Raw genomic sequence first — 23,979 nt, forward strand, 5'->3', positions numbered from 1 at the left:
GTTCGGCTGCTGCGGTACCGCTTATGACACCCGCTTTTTTCGCGAGTTTTTCCGAACTGTTGAATCTTGTTTCTAGATTGTGTCTGGGGAGGCCTTCGCTCTTGGAATGCGCAAGTGCCCACATGCCGACGGCAAGGGAGCGGCGCTTCCGCGGTTACATCTCTGCCGAGCGCGAATCCGGTTGGGTCCCCGGCTCATGAGCTGTATTGCATAATGATTGCAAATTCTTCCCGCTAATCAATCGCCGTGATCGATGCGATCTTGCTGACGGCACGAATAACCGAGGATCAGCAGCGATGACCAGTAAGGCAAATCATTCGGGCAAGGTGGCGCTCGTCACCGGCGGCAATCGCGGCATCGGTCTGGAGACGGCGCGCCAGCTTGCGGAACTCGGCTTCACCGTGCTCATCGGTGTGCGCGACCTCGCCAAGGGCGAGACGGCGGCAAGGACACTTGGCGGCGCCGTCGAAGCCATCGAGCTGGATGTCGCCGCGTCCGAGGCCGCAGACCGCGCCGCGGTCGAGGTCGAGAGCCGGTTCGGCCGGCTGGACGTTTTGGTCAACAACGCCGCCATCCATTACGACCCTTCGGCGCAGGCGCTCAGGCCCGACTGGACGGTGATCCGCGAGGCATTCGAGACCAATGTCTTCGGCGCCTGGCGCGTCGCTGCCGCCTTGGCGCCGTTGCTTGGCGCTTCCGGCCACGGCCGGCTGGTCAACGTTTCGTCCGAGGGCGGTTCGCTCGCTTCGATGGGCGCCGGCGCGCCGGCCTATTCGACCAGCAAGGCGACGCTCAACGCGCTGACCCGCATCCTGGCGGCTGAGCTGCGCGGTGCAGGCGTCCTGGTCAATGCGATCTGCCCTGGCTGGGTCGCGACCGACATGGGCGGCCCAGGCGGCCGTCCGGTCGCGCAAGGGGCGGCCGGCATCGTCTGGGCCGCTACTCTGCCGGACGACGGTCCGACCGGCGGCTTTTTTCGCGACGGCAAGCGGCTGGCGTGGTGAGCAGAAAATAGAAGCTTAAGACAAGCCATTGAAAAGTATAAATTTTCCACTAGGGCGTCGAAAAGTGAGCGTGAGAGTGGAAAAGCCAGACACTGCAAGCACTTAGCCTGCATGTCGCCTGTCTGTTTGGTAAGCGCTGGTCTGCCGATAGCCATGCTACGAAAATAGCATTCTCGGCCCGCGACATGTGGTGCTAGGCTCGCGCCCGTGCACCCAGGGCACGCTGCGGCCCAGCTCGCAACAGGAGGGCCCGCCAGAGGAGGAGCGGCAGAGCGGGATCGAGGCTCCAATCCAAAATCCGAAGGAACTGTTGAACCATCGCGAGGCAGCCGCGTTTCCCGTGGTTGCCACATGGGAGGAACCACCAGTGAAAGCATCCTATCTCGTCTCGGCCGCGCTCCTTGCGGCATCCGCAATGCCGGCCGCGGCTGGCGAAATCTCCGACGGCAAGGTCAAGATCGGCATCCTCAACGACCAGTCGGGCGTCTATGCCGATTTCGGCGGCAAGTGGTCGGTCGAGGCCGCCAAGATGGCGGTCGATGATTTCGGCGGCAAGGTGCAGGGCGCGCCGATCGAGATCGTCAGCGCCGACCATCAGAACAAGCCTGACATTGCCTCCAACATCGCGCGCCAGTGGTACGACACCGAGCAGGTCGACGCGATCATGGAGCTCACCACCTCGTCCGTGGCGCTGGCCGTGCAGGGGCTTTCTAAGGAAAAGAAGAAGATCGACATCGTCACCGGGGCGGCTTCCACCGACCTCACCGGCAAGCAGTGCTCGCCCTATGGCTTCCACTGGGCCTACGACACGCACTCCCAAGCGGTCGGCACCGGCGGCCAACTGGTCAAGCAGGGCGGCGACAGCTGGTATTTCATCACCGTCGACTATGCCTTCGGCTATTCGCTGAAGGACCAGACCGCCAAGCTCGTCGAGGCGAGCGGCGGCAAAGTGCTGGGCGAGGTGCGCTATCCGCTCGGTTCCACCGATTATTCCTCCTTCCTGCTGCAGGCGCAGTCCTCCGGCGCCAAGATTGTCGGGCTCGCCAATGCCGGCCTCGACACCTCGAACTCGATCAAGCAGGCAGCCGAATTCGGCATCGTCGCCGGCGGCCAGCGGTTGGCCGCGCTCCTCTTCACGCTCGCCGAAGTGCATGGGCTGGGCCTGCAGGCAGCCCAGGGCGTGGTGCTGACCGAAGGCTTCTACTGGGATCGCGACGACAAGAGCCGTGAATTCGCCCAGCGCTTCTTCAAGCGCACCAACCGCATGCCGAACATGATCCAGGCCGGCACCTATTCGGCCGTGACGCAGTATCTGAAGGCCATCGACAAGGCCGGCACCGACGGGACCGAGGCGGTTGCCAAGGAGCTGCATGAGATGCCGGTCAACGACGTCTTCACCGCCAACGGCAAGGTGCAGGCCGACGGCTCGATGGTGCACGACATGTATCTCTACCAGGTCAAGAAGCCGGAAGAGTCGAAGAAGGACTGGGACTATTACACCTATCTGGCGACCATTCCGGGCGACAAGGCCTTCATGAAGGCCGAGGACAGCGGCTGTCCGCTCGTCGCCAAGTGACGCTCGACACCGCCACCGCTGTCCGCCCGGACAGCACGGACCAGATGCCGCGGGTGGTGCTTTCCGCCCGCGGCCTGCGGCGCGACTTCGCCGGCTTCGTCGCGGTGAAGGATGTCGACCTCGACGTCCATCACGCCAAGATCCATGCGCTGATCGGCCCGAACGGCGCCGGCAAGACGACCATCTTCAACCTGTTGACCAAATTCCTGCAGCCGACCAGCGGCAGGATCGAATTGCTCGGCACCGACATCACCCGCACGCCGCCGGCGAAAGTGGCGCGCATGGGGCTCGTCCGCTCCTTCCAGATATCGGCGATCTTTCCGCACCTCTCCGTGCTCGACAATGTTCGCGTGGCGCTGCAGCGTCCAAGCGGGCTGGGCTACCAGTTCTGGCGCCCGGTCTCGGCGTTGGATCGGCTTACGCCGAGGGCGCGCGAGCTGCTCGCCATCGTCGGCCTCGATGACGCCGCGCATCGTCTCGCCGGCGATCTCTCCTATGGCCGTAAGCGCGTGCTGGAGATCGCGACCACCTTGGCGCTCGACCCGAAGGTGCTTCTGCTCGATGAGCCGATGGCCGGCATGGGGCATGAGGATGTCGGCACCATCTCCGGCATCATCCGCGCGCTGGCAAAAGACCGCGCCGTGCTGATGGTCGAGCATAATCTGACCGTCGTTGCCGATCTCTGCGACTGGATTACCGTCATGCAGCGCGGCCAGGTGCTGGCGGCCGGTGACTACGCCGCCGTCAGCAAGGACGAGCGTGTGCGCGTCGCCTACATGGGGACCGAGCATGAGTGAGCCGCTGCTTGCCGTGCGCGATCTCCACGCCTGGTACGGCGAGGGCCATGCGCTGCATGGCGTCGACCTCGACGTCATGCGCGGCGAGACCGTGACGCTGCTTGGCCGCAACGGCGTCGGCAAGACGACGACGCTGCGCGCCATCATGGGCCTGATCCGCAAGCGCACCGGCTCCGTCACCTTCAACGGCAAGGACCTGATCCGCCTGCCGTTGCACCGCGTCGCGCATCAGGGCATCGGCTTCGTGCCGGAGGAGCGCGGCATCTTCGCCACTCTTACCGTCGACGAGAACCTGATCCTGCCGCCGGTCGTGGCCAAGGGCGGCATGAGCGTTGAGGAGATATTCGAACTTTTCCCGAACCTCAAGGAACGCCGCAACAGCCAGGGCACGAAGCTGTCCGGCGGCGAGCAGCAGATGCTGGCCATCGCCCGCATCCTGCGGACCGGCGTCGAGATGCTTTTGCTCGACGAGCCGACGGAGGGCCTGGCGCCCGTCATCGTCCAGCGAATCGGCGAGTTGCTGGCGACATTGAAGAAGCGCGGCATGACCATCCTGCTGGTCGAGCAGAACTTCCGCTTCGCCGCCCGCATCGCCGACCGCTTCTACCTGATGGACCACGGCAAGGTGGTGGAGGGTTTTGCCGTCGGCCAGCTGACCGCGCATACCGACAAGCTGCACGAGGTGCTGGGGGTATGATGGTGCCATGACCATGATCTTCGGCATCCCCATCCAAGCGCTCCTCGGCCAACTCTTCGTTGGCCTGATCAACGGCTCTTTCTACGCCATGCTCAGCCTCGGGCTCGCCGTCATCTTCGGCCTGCTGCGCATAATCAATTTCGCCCATGGCGCGCTCTATATGCTGGGCGCCTTCATCGGCTATCTGCTGCTGGTGCATTTGGGCATCGGCTACTGGCCGGCGCTGGTCCTGGTGCCGCTTGTCGTCGGCCTGTTCGGCATGGCGGTCGAGCGCCTTGCTTTGTCGCATCTCTACCGCCTCGACCCGCTCTATGGCCTGCTCTTCACCTTCGGCCTCGCCTTGGTCATCGAAGGCGTGTTCCGTTATTATTACGGCGTCTCCGGCAATCCCTATGCCGTGCCGACGCTGCTCGCCGGCGGCACCAATCTCGGCTTCATGTTCCTGCCCAATTATCGCGGCTGGGTGGTGGCGGCTTCGCTCATCGTCTGCATCGGCACCTGGCTGCTGATCGAGAAGACCAGGCTAGGCTCCTACCTGCGCGCCGCGACCGAGAACCCGGAACTGGTTCAGGCCTTCGGCGTCAACGTGCCGCTTCTGCTCACGCTCACCTACGGGCTGGGCGCGGCGCTTGCTGGGCTCGCCGGCATTCTCGCCGCTCCGGTCTACCAGGTCAGCCCGCTGATGGGCTCGGACCTGATCATCGTCGTCTTCGCCGTCGTCGTGGTCGGCGGCATGGGCTCGATTCTCGGCGCCATCGTCACCGGCTACTTGCTCGGCCTCGCCGAGGGCCTGACCAAGGTCTTCTATCCCGAGGCCTCGAACCTCGTCGTCTTCGTCATCATGGCGATCGTGCTTTTGCTCAGGCCCGCCGGCCTGTTCGGAAGGGACGCCTGAGATGAGCCAAGCGACCCTTCACGCAGAACGCGCCGCCGCCTCCTTGAGGCTCGAACGGGCGCTGGTGGTGCTGGGCATCGTGGCGCTGATCGCCGCGCCCTTCGTCATCTACCCGATCTTCGTCATGAAGATGCTGTGCTTCGCGCTGTTCGCCTGCGCCTTCAACCTGCTCTTGGGCTACACCGGCCTGCTTTCCTTCGGCCATGCCGCCTTCTTCGGCGGCGCGGCCTATTTTTGCGCCTATGCGGTGAAGGCCTGGGGTTGGCCGCCAGAGGCCGGCATCCTGCTCGGCACCGCAGGTGCCGCGGGCATGGGCCTCGTCATGGGCTTCCTCGCCATCCGCCGGCAGGGCATCTATTTCTCTATGATCACACTGGCGCTGGCGCAGATGTTCTATTTCTTCTGCGTCCAGGCGCCCTTCACCGAGGGCGAGGACGGCATCCAGGGCGTGCCTCGCGGCCACCTGTTCGGCGTCGTAGACCTCAACGTCACGATGAACATGTATTTCTTCGTGCTCGCCGTCTTCCTGATCGGCGTCTTCGCCGTCTGGCGCATCGTCAACTCGCCTTTCGGCATGGTCCTGCGCTCCATCCGCGAGAACGAGAACCGCGCCATTTCGCTCGGCTACTCCGTCGGCCGCTACAAGCTCGCCGCCTTCGTCATGTCGGCGGCGCGCGCCGGCTTTGCCGGCGCGACCAAGGCGATCGTCTTCCAGTTCGCCACGCTCACCGACGTCACCTGGCAGATGTCGGGCGAAGTGATCCTGATGACGCTGCTCGGCGGCATCGGCACCATGGCCGGCCCGGCGGTCGGCGCCGGCCTTGTCGTCGGACTGGAGAATACGCTCGCGACATCCGGCTTTCCGGTGACCATCGCCACGGGGCTGATTTTCATGGTCTGCGTGCTGGTATTCCGGCGTGGGATTGTCGGAGAGATCTATGCAAGATGGCTGGGGCGCGTCGATGCCGGCAGCGACAAGCCTTGATGCCCTGAGCGATCAACTGGCGAACACCTGGAGCTAGGCCGCCCGCTTGGGTTCGACCGCGAACGGGCTGAGCCCGAGCCAGCTTTGCATCTTCCTGCCAATGGCCTTGTCGCCGGTCAGGACGACCTTCACGCCGGCCTTCTCGACAGTCAGCACGCCCATCCAGATTGCGGTCATCGTGTGGAGATCGGTCGAGACGTAGAGGTCGACCTCAAAGCCCGGATCGTACCAGCACAAATCGACCTCACCATGCTTCTCGACGATCAGCCACCACGAGCGTTTCGAGGCTGGGAGGTCCTGATACAGAAATTGTATCACGGTTCTCCCGTCTGGCAGTGGCGAGGGGTTCAGATTACGCCGCATATCCCACATCAGCAGCGACGGATCGAGGTTCTTCAACGACAGCCGGGACTCGACCCATTTCTGTCCCCAAAAACCCATCGCCTCGACAACAGGGCGCAAGTCGCATCCCGCCTCGGTCAGCCGGTAGTCGAAGATACCCTTCTCGCCGGGGACTTCCCGGCGCTCCACGATCCCTGCCAACTCCAGCTCCTTCAGCCGTTGCGACAGAAGGGTCGGCGACATTTTCGGCACGCCGCGGCGCAGGTCGTTGAAGCGGGTTGAGCCCGCCACCAGCTCGCGCATCAACACCATCGTCCAGCGGGTGCACAGCACCTCGGCGGCCATCGATAGCGGGCAGAACTGCTTGTAACCGTGCTGGGCCATGATCGGCGCCTCCTCAAAAGTTGGCCGGACATTAGACCTTCATGAATGAAGCGGCGAGTACAGAAACTGTACCGGGCCGGTACAGATCCAGGACTGGTTGGCGCGAGCTCTGCCGTGCGAGCCGTTTGGCCGACGCACGGATATCCCTGTGCGCAGCAACCAGGAGAATGACCATGACTGCTTACCTTATCGCGGACATCAAGGTGAAAGATCCGAAATGGATACCGGACTACGCCGCTACCGTGCACGACCTCGTTCACAAGCACGGCGGCAGATATCTTGCGCGCAGCGGCAATGTGAAGACGCTCGAGGGCAAGCCGCTCGACACGACGCTGATCGCGCTGATGGCCTTCCCATCGGAAGCGGCGGCGCACGCCTTCACCAATGATCCGGCCTACGCCCCCTTCGTGTCGGCCCGCCAGGGCGGCAGCGACAGCCGCTTTCAGCTGTTCGACAACACCGACCTAGCCGGAACGATTTCATACCTGCCGAAGGGATGATCGGCGGCCGCCGCATCGAACCCGGGATCATCAAGCACAAACAGCCACGGCGCTTGCACCTTCGCCGACATGAACCCGAAGGTGTCGTGCGAACACGCGGCGTCGCCGACCCAGTAGAGGTTGGAGATTAGCGAAAACCAGGACGGCAGCCGATCTCCCCACTTGTTGGGGAGGTCGGCAGCTTCGACGACTCACCCCACCGGCACTTCCAGTCCCACCTTCACCCGGTCCATCGCCACGAACGTGCGAAACCTTTTGACGTTGTTGTTCTCGAAGAACAGCCGCCTGGTCAGCGCCTCATAATCGGCCATCGTCGCCACCGTGACGACGAGGATGAAATCGGCCTCGCCGGTGACATAGTAGCATTGCTGTACTTCGGGCACTTGGGCAAAGCCGCGCTTAGCGGCGTCGATCAGCTCGGCGCGTTCGCTCTCCACCTCCACCTCGACGAAGATCGTGATCGGGTGGCCGACCTTGGCCGGATCGACCAGCGCTACATTGGCGCGGATGACGCCGGTCTCCTCCATGCGCTTGATGCGCCGCTGAACGGCGGGCGCCGACAGGTTGACCCTCTCGCCGATCGTGCGCTGCGGCGTGGCGTTGTCCTTCTGCAGGATGGTGAGGATGGCGCGGTCGAAGGCGTCGAGTTCGGGCGAAATGGACATGGCAGCGTTTCCCAACGAAACAAACTTGCAATTCAAGCGCCAAAACAGAGCGCCTTTCTCGCCTGGCCTGCAATAAATTTCAGTCGTCAAGAGGAGAAAGCCAACCATGTTCCTGCTCAACCGCCACCCGGACCATCGCCATCCGCTGACCGAGGAGGACGCCGCGACGCTTGGGCTCGCCGGGGCCGACGAGGCCGAGCGCTTCCTTGCCGCGCGCGACAACCATGCCGAGACGCCGCTGCACGCCCTGCCGGCGCTGGCGGCCGAGCTCGGCATCGGCGCGCTGCACGTCAAGGACGAGGGCAAGCGCCTCGGCCTCGGCAGCTTCAAGGCGTTGGGCGGCGCCTATGCCGTCATGCATCTGGTGCTGGAGGAGGCAGGCAGGCAGCTCGGCCGCGCCGTCGCGGTCGCGGAGCTGCACAAGCCTGAGGTGAAGGCGATCGCCGCGCAGATGACCTTCGCCTGCGCCACCGACGGCAACCATGGACGCTCGGTGGCGCAGGGCGCCGGCCTTGTCGGCGCGCGCTCGGTCATCTTCGTTCATTCGGGCGTCAGCAACGAACGCGTGGCGGCCATCGCCCGCTTAGGCGCCGAGATGGTGCGCGTCGCCGGCGATTACGACCAGTCGGTCAGGGAAGCTGCCCGCGTCGCCGCCGAGCGCGGCTGGACCGTTGTCTCCGACACGTCCTGGCCGGGCTATGAGAGCATACCCGGGCTTGTGATGCAGGGCTACACAGTGATCGTGCGCGAGGCGCTGAGGCGCTTGCCGCAGCCGCCCACCCACGTCTTTCTGCAGGCCGGCGTCGGCGGCTTCGCCGCGGCGGTGGGTGGCCATCTCGCCATCATGCTTGGCGAGGATCGCCCGAAGGCAATCGTGGTCGAGCCCACGCGGGCGGCCTGCGTCTATGAGACGGCCAAGGCCGGACGCCCGGTCACGATCGCGCACAGCAAGCCCACGGTCATGGCGATGCTCGAATGCTACGAGCCGTCTCTGGTCGCCTGGCGCGTGCTGTCGCGGATCTGCGATGTCTTCATGACCGTGGACGAGGAAGATGCCGTCGCGGTGATGAACCGTCTGGCGCGGCCTGTCGGCAACGATCCGGCGATCGTCTCGGGCGAGAGCGGCGGGGCAGGGCTTGCCGGGCTGATCCGCGCGGCCGCTGACAACAAGATGCGCGCGGCGCTTGGTCTCGATGGGAATTCACGCGTGCTGATCATCAACTCCGAAGGCGCGACCGATCCCGGCCGCTATGCCGAGCTGGTCGGAATGGTGCCGGAAGAAGTCGCGCAGGCGAGGCTGCCGGCATGAGCAATCTGATGATCAACGCCGACCGGCTTCTCGGCCGTATCCAGGAGCTCGGCAGTATTGGCCGCGATGCGCAGGGGCGGCTGGTCCGCGTCGCCGCGTCCGAGATGGACCGGCTCGGCCGCGACCGCTTCGTCGGCTGGCTGGAAGAGGCAGGGCTCGAGGTCGCCGTCGACCGCATCGGCAACATTTTCGGCATCTGGCGGGACGATGCCAATGGCGGCCAGCCGCCGGTCATGCTCGGCTCGCATATCGACACGGTGATCGACGCCGGCATCTATGACGGCTGCTATGGCGTGCTTGCCGGCCTCGAAGCGATCGAGAGCCTGAGGGAGGCCGGCTTCGCGCCGGCGCGCCCGATCGTGGTTGCCGCCTTCACCAATGAGGAGGGCGTGCGCTTCTCACCCGACATGATGGGCTCGCTGGTCTTTGCCGGCGGTCGGAACCTCGAGGAAGCGCTGGCCTCGGTCGGCACCGACGGCACGGTGCTGGGCAAGGAGCTGGAGCGCATCGGCTATGCCGGTCGGCATCAGCCCGGCTTCCTCAAGCCGCATGCCTATGTCGAGCTGCATGTCGAGCAGGGGCCGGTGCTCGAGCGCGAGGGCATCGCCATCGGCGCGGTCGAGAACCTGCAGGGCATTTCCTGGCAGCGCGTTACCATCGACGGCGAGGCCAACCATGCCGGCACCACGCCGATGTCGATGCGAAAGGACGCAGGCGTCGCCGCCGCTCGCGTGATCGGCTTCTTGGCGGACCGGGCCAGCGCCTCATCGACGCGCACCGTTGCCACCGTCGGCACCATCGCGTTCGAGCCGAACGCCATCAACGTCATCCCGTCGCGGGCGATCTTCACCATCGACCTGCGCGATCCCGACGAAACGCATCTTCGCGAACAGGAGGCGGCGCTTGCCGCCTTCCTCGACAAGCTGGCCGCAAGCGCCGGCGTCACCGTCCATGCCGAAAGCCTGGCGCGTTTCGAGCCGGTGACCTTCGATGCCCGCATCGTCTCGCTGATCGAGGACGGCGCCAGGGCCGCCGGCCTTTCGTGCCGGCGCATGACCTCGGGCGCCGGCCACGACGCGCAGATGATCGCCCGCACCGCGCCGTCCGCGATGATCTTCGTGCCGAGCCGGGGCGGCATCAGCCACAATCCTGCCGAGTTCACCGGTCCCGACGAGCTGGTTGCCGGCGCCAACATCCTGCTTGGCGTCGCCGCCCGGCTGGCGGCCGACTGATCGCGGAGGAATCAGATAGGCGTGCCGCTGGGGGTGAAAATACCACCAAAAATAGTCATGCTGGCTGTATCTGGTCGTTCCGAAGCGAATATCCGGCGACATCCAATCGAAACAAACTTCAATCACTTAGCCAATTAAAGCATCCAAAATCGCGCCCGAATCGCGCCCGCCGACAGAGTTCAGTGCCTCGCAGGAAGACTAGCATGCTGCTTCTCAACCAACGTCCAGAACACAACCAGCCGTTGGTAGCCGCCGATGCCGAGTCGCTCGGCATCGTGGGAGGCGAGCGGGCCGAGCGTTACCTCGAGGCGCGCGACGATCATGCCGAAACGCCGCTGCACGCCTTGCCGGCGCTGGCCGATCGCCTCGGCGTCGCGGCACTTTATGTCAAGGACGAAGGCCAGCGTCTCGGCCTTGGCAGCTTCAAGGCGCTGGGCGGCGCCTATGCCGTCATGCGGCTGGTGCTGGAGGAGGCCGGCAAGCGCTTCGGGCGCGATGTCGATATCGGCGAGATCAACGATCCCAAGCTGCGCGCCATCGCTGCTCAGATGACATTCTGCTGCGCAACGGATGGCAACCATGGTCGTTCGGTGGCGCAGGGGGCCGGCCTCGTCGGCGCGCGTTCGGTGATTTACGTCCATGCTGGCGTAAGCCGCGAGCGTGTTGCGGCCATCGCTCGCTTCGGCGCCGAGATTGTCGAGGTCGAGGGCGGCTATGACCATGCGGTGCGCGAAGTCGCCCGCGTCGGTGCCGAGCGCGGCTGGAAGATCGTCTCCAACACGTCCTGGCTGGGTTATGAGCGCGTCCCCGGACTGGTCATGCAGGGCTACACGGTGATCGTGCGCGAGACGCTGCGGCGCTTGGCCGAGCCACCGACGCATGTCTTCCTGCAGGCTGGCGTCGGTGGCTTCGCGGCGGCGATCGCCGGCCATGTGGCGGTCATGCTTGGCTCCAGGCGGCCGAAAGCCGTGGTGGTCGAGCCGCGGCGCTCGGCTTGCGTCTACGCCTCGGCTGAGGCCGGACGTCCGGTGACGATCGCCCAGCAGCAGCCGACCGTGATGACGATGCTCGAATGCGCCGAGCCGTCCTTGGTCGCCTGGCGCGTGCTGGCGCGCGTCGGCGATGCCTTCATGACGGTCGAAGAAGAGGACGCGGTCGCCGTGATGAAGCGGCTGGCGCGGCCCTTGGGCAACGATCCGGCCATCGTCTCCGGCGAGAGCGGCGGCGTCGGGCTCGCCGGACTGGTCCGCGCTGCGGGCGACGGGCAGATGCGCGCGGCGTTAGGCCTCGATGCCGGCTCCCGCGTGCTCGTCGTCAACTCGGAGGGCGCCACCGACCATGGCCGCTTTGCCGAGCTGGTCGGGATGGCGCCGGCAGAGGTGTTCCTGCAGACTGCCTGAGAGCAATTCCGGGAAAAGTTGCGACGGTGGTGCGAAGAAGGTTCGTAGTGGCTAGGCGGTCGGCGACGGCGGTCGAGCGCTAAATTCCCTCCAAGAGGGGAGATGCCCGGCAGGCCAGAGGGGGCGCTGTCCCACCGGCGTTTCAGTTTTTTGCAGTCACAGCCAAGCCGGTAGCGACCAGCTCTACCCCAACAAAATCAACGCCGCGATCCTTCACGCCCCCCTCTGGCCTGCCGGCCATCTCCCCCTCTTGGGGGGAGATTAACTGAACCACTCCCGGTAACCCTTTTTTCTCTGCTTTCATGCAATATTGCCGGGACGGGATGGCAAGAACAAAGAATGGCGGACGACGATAAACGCAACGGTAAGTTCTGGTCGCTGGCGCTTGATCGCGCTCATCTCGGCCTATGGGACTGGAATTTGTCGACCGGCGATTGCTACTACTCGCCGACCTGGTCGAAGATGTTGGGCTATGAGGCGAACGAGCTCGCCAACACGCCCGATCTCTGGCTGAAGCTGACCCATCCCGACGATCGCCAGCGCGCGCAGGAAAGCGGCGACCGGCATATTGCGGGCCTCGTCGATTCCATCGAGACGGAGCTGCGCCTGCGCCACAAGGACGGCCACTGGGTCTGGGTGCTCGACCGCGGCGGCATTGTCGAGCGCGACGCCGACGGCAAGCCGCTTCGGATGATGGGCGTGCAGACCGACATCACCCGGCAGAAAGAGGCCGAGGCGGCGCTCGAGCAGGTCAACATCCGCTTCCGCCTCGCGATTGCCGCCAGCGGCACGGGCATCTGGCACCACGATATCGGTACGAAGAAGAGCTATTGGGACGCGCGCACGCGCGAGATCTTCGGCCTGATTGCCGATACCGATGAGGTGACGGCCGACCTCTGGCACACCTACCTTCATCCCGACGACAAGGAAGCTACCGAGCGAGCGCATCTGATCGCCCCCGGCTCGAACAGCGTCGTCGCCTCGCAATACCGGATCGTCCTGCGTGACGGCCAGGTCCGCCATCTCGAGTCGCTGGTGCGTTTCATTGCCGGCGTCGGCTCGGCCGGCCAGATTTTGGGCACGGTACGCGACATCACCGAGGAGAAGACGCGCGCCGAGGAGCTTGCCTTCGCCGCGCGTCACGACGCGCTGACCGGGTTGTTGAACCGTTCGGCCTTCGACCGGCTGCTTGCCGAGAACATCGCCATGGCCGGGCGGCTGCCGCTTGCCGTGTTCTATGTCGATCTCGACTACTTCAAGGCGCTCAACGACTATGCCGGCCATGCCGCCGGAGACCTCGCGCTGAAGAGCGTCGCGGCGGGCATCCTCGCCAGCCTGCCCGCGTCGGCGCAGGCGGCGCGCCTCGGCGGCGACGAATTCGCGCTTTTGGTGCCGAACTGCAATGACGCCTGTGCCGAGCACCTTGCCCGCGCGGTGCTTGCCGCGGTGCGCGACGCCGATATCGGCACTGCCGTCACCTCGCGCAGGCTTGCCGCCAGCATCGGCATCGCCTTCGTGCGCGACCCCAACATGAGCGTGGCCGACGCGCTCGCCTGCGCCGACGATGCCTGCTACGCCGCCAAGGCCGGCGGCCGGGACCGCTTCGCGGTGTTCTCGCCGGAAACGACGTCGGGCGCCGGCCTCAATGCCGCACGGTTGGCCGCGGACCTTGTCGATGCGATGGAGGACGGCCGGTTGAAGCTGTTCGGTCAGCAAATCCATCGGCTCGGCCAGCCATGGGAAGATAGCCGCCACGTCGAGGTGCTGGCCAGGCTCGAGGCCCGCAACGGCAAGATGATCCCGCCCGGCGATTTCATGCCGGTCGCCGAACGCTTCGGCCTTGCCGCCCGGCTCGACCGCTGGATCATCCGCACCGCGCTGACGCGCCACGGCGAGGCGATGCGCGCGGGCGCCATCTCGCTGGACTTCAATTTGTCGGCGCAGACGCTTTCCGATCCGCAGCTCTGGGATTTCGTCGACGAGGCGATCGCCGACAGTGGCGCGCCGGCGCCGGCCATCGGCTTCGAGATCACCGAAACCGCCGCCGTCACCAATTTCGATGCCGCGGCCGAGTTCGTGCGCAAGGCCAGGCAACGCCGCTGCCGCGTCAGTCTCGACGATTTCGGTGCCGGGATGAGTTCGTTCGAATATCTCAGGCGCTTCCCCGTCGATGCTATCAAGATCGACGGCTCCTTCATCGAGCACATCGCCGAAAGCCGGTTCGACCGCGAGATCGTTTCGGCGATCACCGGTATCGCCCGATCGATGGGCGCTGCCGTGGTGGCAGAGAAGGTCGAGGAAAAGAACGCGCTGGAGATCCTCATGGGCATGGGCGTTGCCTATGGCCAGGGCTATTTCCTGCACCGGCCCGAGCCGCTGGAAGCGATCGTGGCAAGAGCCGCAAGCGGCACTGCGTCACCGTCGCGGCCGCATGCTAGGTCGGCACAAAAATAAGACGTTCCTAAAATTGCAATCACTCATTTAAGGGGGTCGTAATCCGGCGCGACGATGATCCGATCTCACAAAACGGACCGGAGCGCGTGGATGAAAACCCTTCCCTTGTTTGCGGCAACTGCAATCGGCCTGCTCGGCATCTTCGCCACGCAGTCGTCCTATGCGGGCTCCGACAATGGCGGCGGGTTGACGGCGGCGTCCGCAGCCGACCCTGACGACGATCAGGTCAATACATCCAGCGTCAGCGACGACAATGAAGCCGCCGACAATGATGAGGCCGGGCACAAGGGCGACGGCGCCGCTACCGGCTCGCATGAAGGCGACCAGGACGGCGATCATCAGGGCGACGATCATGACGGCGACGATCATGATGGCGATCACGAAGGCGGGGACGGTGCCAGCCATGACGGCGGCGCAGACAGCGGCGGCCACGACGGTGGCGGGGACGAATGACTCTTGGGGTGATAACGCGCCCATCGTTAAAAGGTGAGCCATCCTTCTATCGAACTCTTAGGACAACTGGGCTAATTGCCTGTGAAACGCTTTGCTCGGGACATGACGTCTTGGCTCGACTGTCCGGCGTCCGAACCATGACGGAGGGCCGCCTGCGAGACCCGTAATGTCCTCGACCGTCAACATCGCCATTGTGACCCTGCAGCCGCAGCGCCTGTTGCCGACGGCCAGGCCGGCTGCCAGTAGCCACAGCGCCGTCGGCACCGCGGCTTCGCCGCTCATGCAGGCGGAGCCCACGGCCCCAGCATCCAAGTTCAGCCTCGACAACCTCAATATCACGGCGACGAAGGTCCGACTGATGGAACGTGCGGGCAATGAGTTCCGCATCGATCAGGCCGAATATGAGTCAGTGTCGTCCTACGGTACGGCGATCAAGAACGCCGTCGAAGCGTTGAAACGGCAATCGCCGTCGGCGATCGCCGAGATCGAGAGACAGCTTGGCCTGGACCAGCTTGGCGTTTCTCTCGATAGGCTCGTCGACGCGATAGCCGATCCGCGAGGCAGCGATAGCAAAAGGCTGGATGCCGCGTTGAAGCAGCATGCGGACGGACCTGGCGAAGGCGACGCCGCATCGATCCAGCTGGACGAGCTCGGGCTTTACGGCGGCTGAGGCAGCTAGCCTATCAGCCATCTCAGCATGCCCGCCGAAGCCACCCCGATCACCACCGTCGGCAGCATCGACAGCCGTGTCGCCGCCAGCACCGTGATTGCAAGCGCCGCCAGATCGGCCGGATTCTTCGAGACGAAATCCGGAGCGATCACCGAGATCAGCACGCAGCCGGGCGCGGCTTCCATCACCGCCGTGGCGCGCGGGCCGAGCGCGCGGTTCCTCAGCACCACATAGCCGCCGATGCGGGTGAGATACGTCACGCCGGCCATCGCCAGGATGGCGAGCACGGTCATCGGATCGATCATCTCTCACCTGCCAGGAACCACGCGGCCACCAGGCCGGACAGCGCACCGGCCGCCACATACCAGGCGCCGGGCACGACGAGATAGGTGAGCGCCGCCACCGCCAGGCTGACCAGCCAGGGCCGCGCCGCGGCAAAGCCCGTCCACATGCCCCGAAGCAACACCAGGAAGACAGCCGGGAAAGCCAAGGCAAAACCGTATGTCTCGATGTCGCCGAGCACCGGCCCGATTGCCGCGCCGCAGGTCGTGAATGCCACCCAGGCGAGGTAGAAGGGCAGGGCGGCGCCCAGATAAAAGGCCAGGCTGAAGGCCGGCCGCATGTCGGCGTCGGCGCGGCGCCGCGCATCCGCAAGGCCTACGGCCCAGCTTTCGTCGCACATCAGGAACAGCGCCGGAAAAACCTGCCGCTTCGGCAGATGGTTGATGAACGGCGCTAGTGCGGCGCCCATCAGGAAATGCCGGCTGTTGACCAGAAAGGTGATGGCGGCGATCAACAGGATATGCGGCGGCGAAGTCCAGAGCTGGATCGCGGCGAATTCTGAGCCGCCGGCGAAGTTGAGGCCGGTCATCAGCGGCACCTCGGCCATGCTCAGGCCCTTCTGCGCGGCCTGCGCGCCGAGCACCAGCGCGTAGGGGATGATGCCGAGCAGCACCGGAGTCGAAGCGGCGAGCCCGCGCCGGAACTCGCCGCCGCGTCCATCGGTGCTTTGACCCTCGGCGAGGGCGATCTCGGAAACGCTCATGGCTTTGCTTTCGGCTGGCCTCGCGGCCGCCGTTCTCCCGCTCGGTTGTGGGTTGCTATCGGTGGGGCACTATAGCCGAATTGCCTCGCAATCGGGTTGCGAAGATGCGTCGTTCCTGCCAAAATTTAGCATTGAATGGCGTGTTCAAGAAAAAGATTGGAATTTGGCACGATGAGGCTGGATGAGATCGACAGGCGCATTCTGCGCGCCTTGCAGCGCGACGGGCGCATGGCCAACAACGATCTGGCCAAGGAAGTCGGCCTCTCGCCGTCGCCTTGCCTGCGGCGCGTCAAGCTGCTGGAGGAGGCTGGCGTCATCGACCGCTACGTCGCGGTGCTCAACCCGGCCAAGATCGGCCGGGGCCAGAGCTTTTTCACCCGCATCTGGCTGAAGCAGCAGGATGAGGACACGATTGAGCATTTCGCCGCCGAGGTGGCGAAATTCCCCGAAGTGATGGAGTGCTATCTGATGCTGGGCGACTGCGACGCTATGGTGCGGGTCGCGGCGGCCGGCATCGACGACTACCGCCGCTTCCAGTCGGAGCATCTGAGCCGCATCAAGGGCGTGCAAAACGTCAAGACGGATGTGCCAAGCCAGACGATCAAGCAGACCTCGGAGATGCCGCTGTGAGGCTCTTGCCTTCTCCACAACAAGGGGAGAAGGCAAAGTCCTCAATGATGGGCGTGGTGCTCCGCGTTGCGCTTGCGCGTGGCCGCTGCCTTCTTCGCGGAAGCGGAGCGCGCAGCCGCGGATCGCTCGCCCGACGCCTTGCCGCCAGCCTTCCCGCCCTTATGCGCCGCCGGATGGCCGGTGTGCTTGCCGCGGCCGGAGCCGCCTGCCTTCTTGCCGCCGGCGTCATCCTTGTTGACCGTCGCCCAGGCGCGGCGCTCGGCTTCCTTCTCGGACACGCCGCGCTTCTCGTAACCTTCGGCGATATGGTCGGCCTTGCGTTCCTGCTTGTCGGTGTATTTCGATTTATCTCCGCGTGGCATTGTCCTGCTCCTTGTTGCACTGAGTGATTGGGAGTCTCAGGAACCCTTTTTCTTGGCGACGTCGCCGAGGTCGGCCCGTTCCGGATCCTTGTTGTTCTCGTCGGCCGCGTCGCGATCCTCGTCGGGATCATCCTTGGCCGGCAGATAGCCGCGCGGCTTGTTGGCCTTTGGGCCTTCCCAGCGCGGCCATTGATCTGAGGTTCCGGGACGTCCGGTATTGGGTGAATTGCTCATCTTAACCTCGCTTTCGAGAAAGCCGTTTGCCCTCCATCCTTGGAGAACCGTCAGCCTTCCGCTTTCATGGTCCGTGCGATCTTCAAGAGTTTGTCGCGGTCGTGCCCGTGCTCGCGGATCAGTTCGCGCGCCTGCTTCGGCGACAGATCGGTGTTCTCCGCCAGGAAGCGCACGTCGGGATCGTCGCCGCCCTTGGTCGGCAAATTGCCGGTCGCCGTCGCATCGGCGGCGCCCGGCCGGTTCGGTATATTGTCGTTCGCCTGGGTCATCGCAGGCCTCCTTCGATTTCCGCCGTATCAGTCCGCTGTCTGGGTGTGCCTGCGGCGCGCTTCCTTCTTGCGGCGCAGCACCTCGTCGGTGCCGACGATGTCCTTCGAGCCGCCGGTGATTGCGGTCGAGACCACGGCCGGCGGATCGCTTGCCGGAAAGGAGTCCTCAAGGCCGGACTGCAACTGCTCCTCCAGCGTATCCGGGTCTTCCGAACGGCCTTCAGCGCGACGTCCGTCGATCTCTTCCAGATCTTGCTTGGCGTCGGGATGCTCGCGCACATTGCGCAGCGTCGACACGACGAGTTCGACGGCGAATTCCTTCATCTCCTCGCCGTGCGGGGCGGCGACGTCGGTCTCCTCGACCAGGCGAACAAGCGATTGTTCGAGCTTGTCCAACTCGCGCATGCCCTGGCAGTGCCCAAGTTTCTGCGCCAGAGCTTGGATCAGCAACGGGCCGAAGGTCGAGTAGGCTTGCATGCGGGTCTCATCCACCTGTTCGGGATGAAGCGTTTGCAGCGACATTGATGCCTCCGTTCAAACATCCTGCGGCGGCAGCCTGGGCAACCGACTGAAGAGGAACTGGAGGGCGGGGCAGAAGTTCCATCGCCGGGTCGATCCCGCGGGCAGATGAAATGGCGTCCGTGAAGGACACGGACGCCATTTGAATTCAGCGCTGACCGCCTTTACGGCCGGCCTCGGAGGCGCGCTGGCGGTCTTCGGCGAAGTTGCCGCTGCCACCTCGGTGCTGGCCGGCGTTCCGCTGACCCATGTTGCGGTCCTCGGCCTGCTGCTGCCCGCTGCCGCGATGCTGGTCTTCGCGGTTCTTGTGGCTCTGCTGGCCGGCTTTGACGTGCTGTTCGTGGGTTCCGCCTTGATTGGGCATATCGAATTCTCCGTTGGTTCGGATTTTCTTGAGGGTGATTCAAGGACGCGTCCAACATCCCTGAGTAAGGGCAACAGGCACCGGCAACCGATGTTCCGGTCGAAACATTTTGTGACTCGTCAGACTGAAGTCCGATCCGGCCAGCGCATTGGGCTGGCTTGTGCAACCAAACCTCCTTTTGCGAATTGGTGAGCGGCCGACGAGAAAGCCCCCTCCATCGCCGGCTATCATGGTGCCCGCCGGTCAGCCCCGCGCAATTCCGGCGGGCACCGTTATCCATAAACAGAAGGCCGCGCAGCCGACCTCGGAGCGAGACGACGTTTTGACCTATATCTCTGCAAAGCCCGCTCGGCAGGATGCCGAAAGCCTGCCTGCCAATGACAACCAGCGTACCACCCTTGCCGATCTTTCGTTCCTCGACATCATCAATGACGAGGACGAGGTCGCCGATATTGCCAGGCGCGCAGAGCGTCTCGGCCATGCCGCGCTCATCGCAATGGCGATCGGCCTGGCGGCCCTGCCGTTGCTCTGGCTGATGCTGAGGTGAGCCAGGCCGACCGGCCGCTTGGCCGGCCGGCGCCATCTGCCGGAAAGGATCGCCTCTATCTTCCGGAAAAGAAGGCGTCGAGCGTGGCCGCCGTTTCGATCGGCGATTCCTCCGGAAAGAAATGGCCGCCGGGCATCGCCCCGCCGCTGGCATCGTCGGCCCAGTTCCGCCATATGCCCAGCGGTCCGTCTTCGTCCCGATACCAATCGGCCAGCGCGCCATGCTCGCTCCACAGCGCCAGCACGGGGCAGGATATACGCCGGCCGGCCTCGCGGTCCGCATGGTCGTGCAGCCGGTCGAGCGAAGCCGCCGCGCGATACTCTTCGCAGATGGCGTGGATATGCGCCGGATCGCGCAGCGCATCGACATAAGCCTGCCGTACGCCGGGCGGGAATGCGTCGGCTGTGGATCCCCAGCCGGAAAGCGCATTGTCGACGATTGCTTCGGCCGTCGCCGCCAATATCGTCTCCGGCAGCGGCTCGGGCTGCGCCAGCAGCGACCATGGCCAAAGCCTAGCGCCATCCTGGCATCGGCCCGGTCCCAGACCTCGGCGGTAGGGACGATGTCGAGCACGGCGAGCTTCTCGACACGGTCCGGATGATCGAGCGCCAGCCGGTAGGCGACGCGCCCGCCGCGATCATGGCCGGCGACCAGGAAACGTTGGAAGCCGAGGTCCCCCATGAGCGCCGCCATGTCGGCCGCCATGGCGCGCTTGCCGTAGGGCGCATGGTCGGCGGCCGATGGCGGGCAGGAGCTTTGCCCATAACCGCGCAGATCGGCACAGACGACGCTGAAATCCCGCGCCAGGCTGGGCGCCACGTCGCGCCACATCGCATGCGTTTCGGGAAAGCCGTGCAGCAGGAGCAGGCCAGGCCCGCTGCCGCCATGGCGGACGAAGATACGCGCCTCGCCGGTGTCTATTTCCAATGTGTCAAAATCGGCGAACATGCTTGGCTCCGGCGGGATGCGATGCTGATGGCAAAGGCCTCACTTCCAGGCCGAGTCCAGCGTCAGCGAAGCCTCGAATATCTGCTCCTTCTCGGTGCGCAGCTTCACGGTGATCTTCAACTGTTCGGTCCCGGGCGCCTCGTCGCGGGCAATGTCGTGCAGGATGCGCAACGCCTCAAGACGGGCACGCTCGCGGTCGGCAAAAAGCTGCCCGTGGTCGTCAATCTGGCCATGCTCGGCGTTATGGAGGTCGAAATAGTAGCGTTCCATCGATGAAGCACTCCGGGCGTTTGGCAAGTTCAATCCCTGGCCCCGATCATGGTTCCAAGCGGTTGATCCCCAGGAGAATCCGCGCTGCGCCGGCCCTTGCTGCGCCGCCGCCTGCAACCGGCCCGGCCCTGCGGCGTTAGCTGTTGCGCATGGAGAACCGCGGATGCTGGAATCGCTTTACCTCAACCTGGGCCAGCATGACGCGCTGTCAGAAGAAGAGAAGGCGCTGCTCGCGGGCGCCATGCCGCTCGAAAGATACGTCGCCGCCGGCGAGGATATCGTCACGGAAGGCACGCGGCCGATCTACAGCACGCTCATCATCGACGGGTTTGCCGCCCGCTACAAGGTGTTGGAGCATGGCGGCCGCCAGTTCACCTCGCTGCAGGTCGCGGGCGATTTCGTCGACCTTCATGCTTTTTTGCTGAAGACGATGGACCATGGCATCGTCGCGCTATCTCCCTGCCATGTCGCCGCAGCGGAGCATAGCAAGCTCAAGACGATTACCGAGCAGGCGCCGCACCTTACCCGGCTGTTGTGGCTGGACACGCTCGTCGATGGCGCCATTCACCGCGAATGGATCGTGGCCATGGGCCGCCGCTCCAAGACCTCTCATCTCGCGCATTTGATATGCGAGCTGTTCGTCAGGCTGCAGGTGGTGAAAAAGACGCGCGAGATGACCTTCCATCTGCCGCTGTCGCAGGCCGAGCTCGCCGACGTGCTCGGCCTCTCCGTCGTCCATATGAACCGGGTCATCGGCACGCTGCGCCGCATGAACGTGGTCAGCTGGACGAACCATATGATCACGATCCTTGACTGGGAGCGGCTGATTGCGATCGCCGAATTCGACCCAACCTATCTCAGCATGACCCGCGAGCCGAGATAGGCATCTAGCTGCGCGGGGTCTTGGAGCGCGACCACAACTCGTCCAGCATGGTAAGCGCGGCACTCGGCTGGGCAGGCCTCAGCAGGCCCTGCTGCGCGGCGACCTTCTTGAAGGCGGCAAAGGCGATGGCCGGACGGCAGGTGCCGGCGATCGCGTCGTCCACCAGCCGGGCCGCTTCGAGATAGGCTGGCGCCTCCTTGTTCTTCCATGCGCCTCCGAGCGCCTTCTTGGCCTCGGCGACGGTGGTGACCACCATCGTGCCGCCGCTGACGAAGCGTATGGTGAGGGGCAGGAAACGGCTCATCGGTCCTTCACCATCCGAGCCATTCGCGCGTGCGCCAGGCAAGACCGACAAAGGGAGCGGCCGTGATCATGGTGGCGGCGAGAATAAAAAGCGGACTGTTCGTACGCATGGATTTCATGTTTCACCGTAAAAATTGCGGATGGCAGTAAACGATGACTTCGGCAGTCGGTTGCATCCGGCCGGCTGGTCCGAGGCTGCAAATCCGAGGCTACATATTGCTCGCGGGCCGGGCCGGCGGCGGCGGGCGGTGCGGCGGACGTGGGCGCGGCCTGAGCGGCACCTCGGCCAGCGAAGCGCGGATCACCCTGACGGGGACTGGTGGCGCTGCGGCGCGCCGGCGCAGCATTGCGGCCGAGAGACTGCCGATGAGAGTTCGAACGTCCATGTGGACTCCTCCTGAAGAGTCCCCCAGCGACCAAGCGTTAGCACCGCGGCCGGGCGGCCGCATTTAACTTTGATGTACGCGCAGGCATCTTGGCGAGGTGCGGCGATCCAAGGGCCAACCTTTTCCGTTGGCATGCGTTGTCCTCCGAAAGGAGACCACCATGCCGACCAGCAGCCGAACGAAAACCGATACAGCCAGAAAATCAGCGACCGCCAAGAAGACAGACACGGCGAAGGCCGCGAACAGGCAGCGCGGCGTGCAGCGCAAGGTCGATGCCACGGACCGCAGCAAGCCGAAGCGGGAAGCGCCGGGCGCCATGCAGGCCGGCGCGCGCAGATATCCCACGCCGCCTTTCCCCAGGCAGCATCATCCCAAGCCCGGCGAGGAATGGGCGATCGAGCCCGCGCCGCTTTATGATGCGCCCTTCTGGCAAGGATCGGGCAAGCTCAAGGACAAGGTCGCGCTGATCACCGGCGGCGATTCCGGCATCGGCCGCGCTGTGGCCGTGCTGTTCGCACGCGAGGGTGCCGATGTCGCCATCGCCTATCTCAGCGAGGACCGCGATGCCGAGGCGACTAAGCATGCGATCGAGGCGGAGGGCAGGCGCTGCATCACCTTGCGCGGCGACGTGGCCGAACGCGCCTTCTGCCGCAAGGCGGTGGCGGAAACGCTCAAGGCCTTCGGCAAGCTCGACGTGCTGGTCAACAATGCCGCCTTTCAAATCCACTCGACCGATTTCGCCGATCTGACCGAGGAGCATTTCGACACCACGCTGAAGACCAATCTCTACGGCTATTTCCATATGGCTCAGGAAGCTGTGCCGCACATGGCGCCGGGTTCTGCCATCATCAACACGGGTTCGGTCACCGGCATCGAGGGTTCGAAGGAACTGGTCGACTACTCGATGACCAAGGGCGGCATTCACGCCTTCACCCGCGCTCTCTCCGGCAACCTCATCTCGAAGGGCATCCGCGTCAATGCGGTGGCACCGGGTCCGGTCTGGACGCCGCTCAACCCATCCGAAAAACAAGCGGAAGACGTTTCGCAGTTCGGCGCCAAGACGCCGATGAAGCGGCCCGCCCAGCCGGAGGAGATCGCGCCGGCCTACGTGTTCCTGGCCTCGCCGCAATGCTCAAGCTACATCACCGGCGAAATCCTGCCGATCATCGGGGGTTACTGACACCCATGAGGAGGATCTCATGAAGAAAGCGCTTCTCATTGCAGTCGTCACCCTGATCCCGGCCCTGCCGGCGATGGCCCAGAATGTCGCCCAGCCGAACGACCAGCAGGCGCAGAACTGCCAGGCCAAGCCCGACGCCAACGACCAGCAGCAGAAACAAAAGCAGCAGGCCGACACGGATGAGCTGTCGAAAAAACTCGGCAATTGCGGCGGCGTGCTGAAGCCGCCGCCGACCGGCGACAAGAACGCGACGCCGCCGCCCCCGACAGGCAGCGACATGCCGGTGATCAAGCCGGGCGAAATTCCGCCGCAGACCGGCCAATGAGGCCGTCTTCAACAACAAGGGTTCAATGCTTGCGCTTCTCGCCCTCGGTCGCCTTGGCGGCCGGCAAGTTGTGGGCCTCGCGTATCATCTGCAATGCCTCCTCACGCGTGAGGCCGCATTTGCGGGCAAAGTAAGCCGCTTCGAGGATCTCGGCCTCGGAAGCCGCCGAAACAGTGGAAGCCGGCCGTCTGTGCTTCTTCTTGGCCATCGGTTCACCGCGCCATGAATCACTTAGTCAGCTAAATATAGGCCCGTTGTTTCTCATTGCAAATTCACCGCTGCTTTTGGCGATCCTGCTGGGCTGCCTGTGCCATTGGGAACCATTGCACCGGCACAGGATTGTGACTTGCG

The 23,979-nt window shown here is 64.6% G+C and carries 31 protein-coding genes and 2 pseudogenes; 18 read left to right on the forward strand and 15 right to left on the reverse strand.

Annotation, left to right across the window (positions count from 1 at the left end; genetic code table 11):
- The first annotated feature begins 296 nt into the window (after nucleotides 1–296).
- The 6 genes from LB525_RS10840 (at nucleotide 297) to LB525_RS10865 (ending at nucleotide 5,954) form a co-directional block, all read left to right on the forward strand.
- Nucleotides 297–1,004 (forward strand): SDR family NAD(P)-dependent oxidoreductase, encoded by a 708-nt coding sequence (locus LB525_RS10840; RefSeq protein WP_224544616.1) that lies wholly within the window; start codon nucleotides 297–299, stop codon nucleotides 1,002–1,004.
- 367 nt (nucleotides 1,005–1,371) lie between these two features.
- Nucleotides 1,372–2,580: an ABC transporter substrate-binding protein gene (locus LB525_RS10845; protein ID WP_140840649.1), complete on the forward strand. Its 1,209-nt coding sequence runs from the start codon at nucleotides 1,372–1,374 to the stop codon at nucleotides 2,578–2,580.
- A 44-nt stretch (nucleotides 2,581–2,624) separates the two neighbouring features.
- The gene (locus tag LB525_RS10850) at nucleotides 2,625–3,377 is read left to right on the forward strand and encodes an ABC transporter ATP-binding protein (protein WP_224544796.1); all 753 of its coding nucleotides are present in this window, start codon (nucleotides 2,625–2,627) and stop codon (nucleotides 3,375–3,377) included.
- Nucleotides 3,370–4,074, forward strand: coding sequence for an ABC transporter ATP-binding protein (locus tag LB525_RS10855; RefSeq protein ID WP_224544617.1), 705 nt, complete (start codon nucleotides 3,370–3,372; stop codon nucleotides 4,072–4,074). The genes LB525_RS10850 and LB525_RS10855 overlap by 8 nt, the downstream gene beginning before the upstream one ends.
- A 7-nt stretch (nucleotides 4,075–4,081) precedes the next feature.
- Entirely contained in the window at nucleotides 4,082–4,969 is an 888-nt protein-coding gene (locus tag LB525_RS10860; protein ID WP_224544618.1) for a branched-chain amino acid ABC transporter permease, read from the forward strand.
- A gap of 1 nt (nucleotide 4,970) precedes the next feature.
- Nucleotides 4,971–5,954 carry a branched-chain amino acid ABC transporter permease gene (locus LB525_RS10865; protein ID WP_224544619.1) on the forward strand — a complete coding sequence of 328 codons (984 nt, stop codon included), beginning with the start codon at nucleotides 4,971–4,973 and terminating at the stop codon, nucleotides 5,952–5,954.
- Between the two features lie 33 nt (nucleotides 5,955–5,987).
- On the opposite strand, the gene LB525_RS10870 is transcribed toward LB525_RS10865, so the two are convergent.
- Nucleotides 5,988–6,680: a winged helix-turn-helix transcriptional regulator gene (locus LB525_RS10870; RefSeq protein ID WP_224544620.1), complete on the reverse strand. Its 693-nt coding sequence runs from the start codon at nucleotides 6,678–6,680 to the stop codon at nucleotides 5,988–5,990.
- Between the two features lie 173 nt (nucleotides 6,681–6,853).
- Between LB525_RS10870 and LB525_RS10875 the strand changes: the two genes are divergently transcribed.
- Nucleotides 6,854–7,180: a DUF1330 domain-containing protein gene (locus LB525_RS10875; protein WP_140840663.1), complete on the forward strand. Its 327-nt coding sequence runs from the start codon at nucleotides 6,854–6,856 to the stop codon at nucleotides 7,178–7,180.
- A gap of 191 nt (nucleotides 7,181–7,371) precedes the next feature.
- Here the strand turns inward: LB525_RS10875 and LB525_RS10880 are convergent, their stop codons facing one another.
- Complete coding sequence (locus LB525_RS10880; RefSeq protein WP_224544621.1) at nucleotides 7,372–7,845, reverse strand: Lrp/AsnC family transcriptional regulator; 474 nt, start codon at nucleotides 7,843–7,845, stop codon at nucleotides 7,372–7,374.
- 106 nt (nucleotides 7,846–7,951) lie between these two features.
- Here LB525_RS10880 and LB525_RS10885 point away from each other — a divergent pair, with 106 nt between their 5' ends.
- The 3 genes from LB525_RS10885 (at nucleotide 7,952) to LB525_RS10895 (ending at nucleotide 11,786) form a co-directional block, all read left to right on the forward strand.
- Nucleotides 7,952–9,154, forward strand: coding sequence for a diaminopropionate ammonia-lyase (locus LB525_RS10885; RefSeq protein ID WP_224544622.1), 1,203 nt, complete (start codon nucleotides 7,952–7,954; stop codon nucleotides 9,152–9,154).
- On the forward strand, nucleotides 9,151–10,386 hold the full coding sequence (locus LB525_RS10890; RefSeq protein ID WP_224544623.1) for a Zn-dependent hydrolase: 1,236 nt from the start codon (nucleotides 9,151–9,153) through the stop codon (nucleotides 10,384–10,386). The genes LB525_RS10885 and LB525_RS10890 overlap by 4 nt, the downstream gene beginning before the upstream one ends.
- Nucleotides 10,387–10,589: 203 nt before the next feature.
- Nucleotides 10,590–11,786 (forward strand): diaminopropionate ammonia-lyase, encoded by a 1,197-nt coding sequence (locus LB525_RS10895; RefSeq protein WP_224544624.1) that lies wholly within the window; start codon nucleotides 10,590–10,592, stop codon nucleotides 11,784–11,786.
- Between the two features lie 142 nt (nucleotides 11,787–11,928).
- On the opposite strand, the gene LB525_RS10900 is transcribed toward LB525_RS10895, so the two are convergent.
- The gene (locus LB525_RS10900) at nucleotides 11,929–12,090 is read right to left on the reverse strand and encodes a hypothetical protein (RefSeq protein ID WP_224544625.1); all 162 of its coding nucleotides are present in this window, start codon (nucleotides 12,088–12,090) and stop codon (nucleotides 11,929–11,931) included.
- 35 nt (nucleotides 12,091–12,125) lie between these two features.
- Here LB525_RS10900 and LB525_RS10905 point away from each other — a divergent pair, with 35 nt between their 5' ends.
- From LB525_RS10905 to LB525_RS10915, 3 genes are all read left to right on the forward strand, one after another.
- Entirely contained in the window at nucleotides 12,126–14,240 is a 2,115-nt protein-coding gene (locus LB525_RS10905) for an EAL domain-containing protein (protein ID WP_224544626.1), read from the forward strand.
- Between the two features lie 90 nt (nucleotides 14,241–14,330).
- Nucleotides 14,331–14,693 carry a hypothetical protein gene (locus tag LB525_RS10910; protein ID WP_224544627.1) on the forward strand — a complete coding sequence of 121 codons (363 nt, stop codon included), beginning with the start codon at nucleotides 14,331–14,333 and terminating at the stop codon, nucleotides 14,691–14,693.
- 166 nt (nucleotides 14,694–14,859) lie between these two features.
- The gene (locus LB525_RS10915; RefSeq protein WP_224544628.1) at nucleotides 14,860–15,363 is read left to right on the forward strand and encodes a hypothetical protein; all 504 of its coding nucleotides are present in this window, start codon (nucleotides 14,860–14,862) and stop codon (nucleotides 15,361–15,363) included.
- A gap of 5 nt (nucleotides 15,364–15,368) precedes the next feature.
- Here LB525_RS10915 and LB525_RS10920 read toward each other — a convergent pair whose 3' ends face one another.
- Both LB525_RS10920 and LB525_RS10925 read right to left on the reverse strand, forming a co-directional pair.
- Complete coding sequence (locus LB525_RS10920) at nucleotides 15,369–15,668, reverse strand: AzlD family protein (protein ID WP_140840677.1); 300 nt, start codon at nucleotides 15,666–15,668, stop codon at nucleotides 15,369–15,371.
- A complete protein-coding gene (locus tag LB525_RS10925) occupies nucleotides 15,665–16,408 on the reverse strand; it encodes an AzlC family ABC transporter permease (RefSeq protein WP_224544629.1) in 744 nt (247 codons plus the stop codon). The genes LB525_RS10920 and LB525_RS10925 overlap by 4 nt, the downstream gene beginning before the upstream one ends.
- Before the next feature lie 171 nt (nucleotides 16,409–16,579).
- Between LB525_RS10925 and LB525_RS10930 the strand changes: the two genes are divergently transcribed.
- A complete protein-coding gene (locus tag LB525_RS10930; RefSeq protein ID WP_224544630.1) occupies nucleotides 16,580–17,038 on the forward strand; it encodes an Lrp/AsnC family transcriptional regulator in 459 nt (152 codons plus the stop codon).
- 41 nt (nucleotides 17,039–17,079) lie between these two features.
- On the opposite strand, the gene LB525_RS10935 is transcribed toward LB525_RS10930, so the two are convergent.
- From LB525_RS10935 to LB525_RS10955, 5 genes and pseudogenes are all read right to left on the reverse strand, one after another.
- Nucleotides 17,080–17,400: a plasmid stabilization protein gene (locus tag LB525_RS10935; RefSeq protein ID WP_095768382.1), complete on the reverse strand. Its 321-nt coding sequence runs from the start codon at nucleotides 17,398–17,400 to the stop codon at nucleotides 17,080–17,082.
- Nucleotides 17,401–17,436: 36 nt separating this feature from the next.
- Nucleotides 17,437–17,634: a hypothetical protein gene (locus LB525_RS10940; RefSeq protein WP_140543043.1), complete on the reverse strand. Its 198-nt coding sequence runs from the start codon at nucleotides 17,632–17,634 to the stop codon at nucleotides 17,437–17,439.
- Nucleotides 17,635–17,684: 50 nt separating this feature from the next.
- Nucleotides 17,685–17,903 carry a hypothetical protein gene (locus LB525_RS10945; RefSeq protein ID WP_140840683.1) on the reverse strand — a complete coding sequence of 73 codons (219 nt, stop codon included), beginning with the start codon at nucleotides 17,901–17,903 and terminating at the stop codon, nucleotides 17,685–17,687.
- Nucleotides 17,904–17,930: 27 nt separating this feature from the next.
- The gene (locus LB525_RS10950) at nucleotides 17,931–18,425 is read right to left on the reverse strand and encodes a hypothetical protein (RefSeq protein ID WP_224544804.1); all 495 of its coding nucleotides are present in this window, start codon (nucleotides 18,423–18,425) and stop codon (nucleotides 17,931–17,933) included.
- A gap of 151 nt (nucleotides 18,426–18,576) precedes the next feature.
- Nucleotides 18,577–18,672: pseudogene (locus tag LB525_RS10955) on the reverse strand (KGG domain-containing protein); the annotation flags it as partial.
- A 436-nt stretch (nucleotides 18,673–19,108) separates the two neighbouring features.
- On the opposite strand from LB525_RS10955, the gene LB525_RS10960 reads away from it, so the two are divergent.
- Nucleotides 19,109–19,333 carry a hypothetical protein gene (locus LB525_RS10960; RefSeq protein ID WP_224544631.1) on the forward strand — a complete coding sequence of 75 codons (225 nt, stop codon included), beginning with the start codon at nucleotides 19,109–19,111 and terminating at the stop codon, nucleotides 19,331–19,333.
- 55 nt (nucleotides 19,334–19,388) lie between these two features.
- On the opposite strand, the gene LB525_RS28715 is transcribed toward LB525_RS10960, so the two are convergent.
- From LB525_RS28715 to LB525_RS28535, 3 genes and pseudogenes are all read right to left on the reverse strand, one after another.
- Nucleotides 19,389–19,793 (reverse strand): alpha/beta fold hydrolase, encoded by a 405-nt coding sequence (locus LB525_RS28715; RefSeq protein ID WP_224544632.1) that lies wholly within the window; start codon nucleotides 19,791–19,793, stop codon nucleotides 19,389–19,391.
- A 5-nt stretch (nucleotides 19,794–19,798) separates the two neighbouring features.
- Nucleotides 19,799–20,281, reverse strand: a pseudogene (locus tag LB525_RS28720) (alpha/beta fold hydrolase); the annotation flags it as partial.
- Nucleotides 20,282–20,320: 39 nt separating this feature from the next.
- Entirely contained in the window at nucleotides 20,321–20,551 is a 231-nt protein-coding gene (locus tag LB525_RS28535; RefSeq protein ID WP_095768388.1) for a DUF6894 family protein, read from the reverse strand.
- A gap of 163 nt (nucleotides 20,552–20,714) precedes the next feature.
- Between LB525_RS28535 and LB525_RS10975 the strand changes: the two genes are divergently transcribed.
- Nucleotides 20,715–21,434, forward strand: a complete 720-nt coding sequence (locus LB525_RS10975) for a Crp/Fnr family transcriptional regulator (protein ID WP_224544633.1) — start codon at nucleotides 20,715–20,717, stop codon at nucleotides 21,432–21,434.
- Nucleotides 21,435–21,438: 4 nt separating this feature from the next.
- Here the strand turns inward: LB525_RS10975 and LB525_RS10980 are convergent, their stop codons facing one another.
- The gene (locus LB525_RS10980; protein ID WP_095768390.1) at nucleotides 21,439–21,738 is read right to left on the reverse strand and encodes a DUF982 domain-containing protein; all 300 of its coding nucleotides are present in this window, start codon (nucleotides 21,736–21,738) and stop codon (nucleotides 21,439–21,441) included.
- Nucleotides 21,739–22,283: 545 nt separating this feature from the next.
- Between LB525_RS10980 and LB525_RS10985 the strand changes: the two genes are divergently transcribed.
- On the forward strand, nucleotides 22,284–23,303 hold the full coding sequence (locus LB525_RS10985; protein ID WP_224544634.1) for an SDR family oxidoreductase: 1,020 nt from the start codon (nucleotides 22,284–22,286) through the stop codon (nucleotides 23,301–23,303).
- A 19-nt stretch (nucleotides 23,304–23,322) separates the two neighbouring features.
- Nucleotides 23,323–23,628: a hypothetical protein gene (locus tag LB525_RS10990; RefSeq protein WP_224544635.1), complete on the forward strand. Its 306-nt coding sequence runs from the start codon at nucleotides 23,323–23,325 to the stop codon at nucleotides 23,626–23,628.
- 22 nt (nucleotides 23,629–23,650) lie between these two features.
- On the opposite strand, the gene LB525_RS10995 is transcribed toward LB525_RS10990, so the two are convergent.
- Complete coding sequence (locus LB525_RS10995; RefSeq protein ID WP_095768392.1) at nucleotides 23,651–23,836, reverse strand: hypothetical protein; 186 nt, start codon at nucleotides 23,834–23,836, stop codon at nucleotides 23,651–23,653.
- Between the last annotated feature and the right edge of the window lie 143 nt (nucleotides 23,837–23,979).

The sequence above is a fragment of the Mesorhizobium sp. CA16 genome (genome assembly GCF_020165175.1).
Classification (GTDB): Bacteria; Pseudomonadota; Alphaproteobacteria; order Rhizobiales; family Rhizobiaceae; genus Mesorhizobium.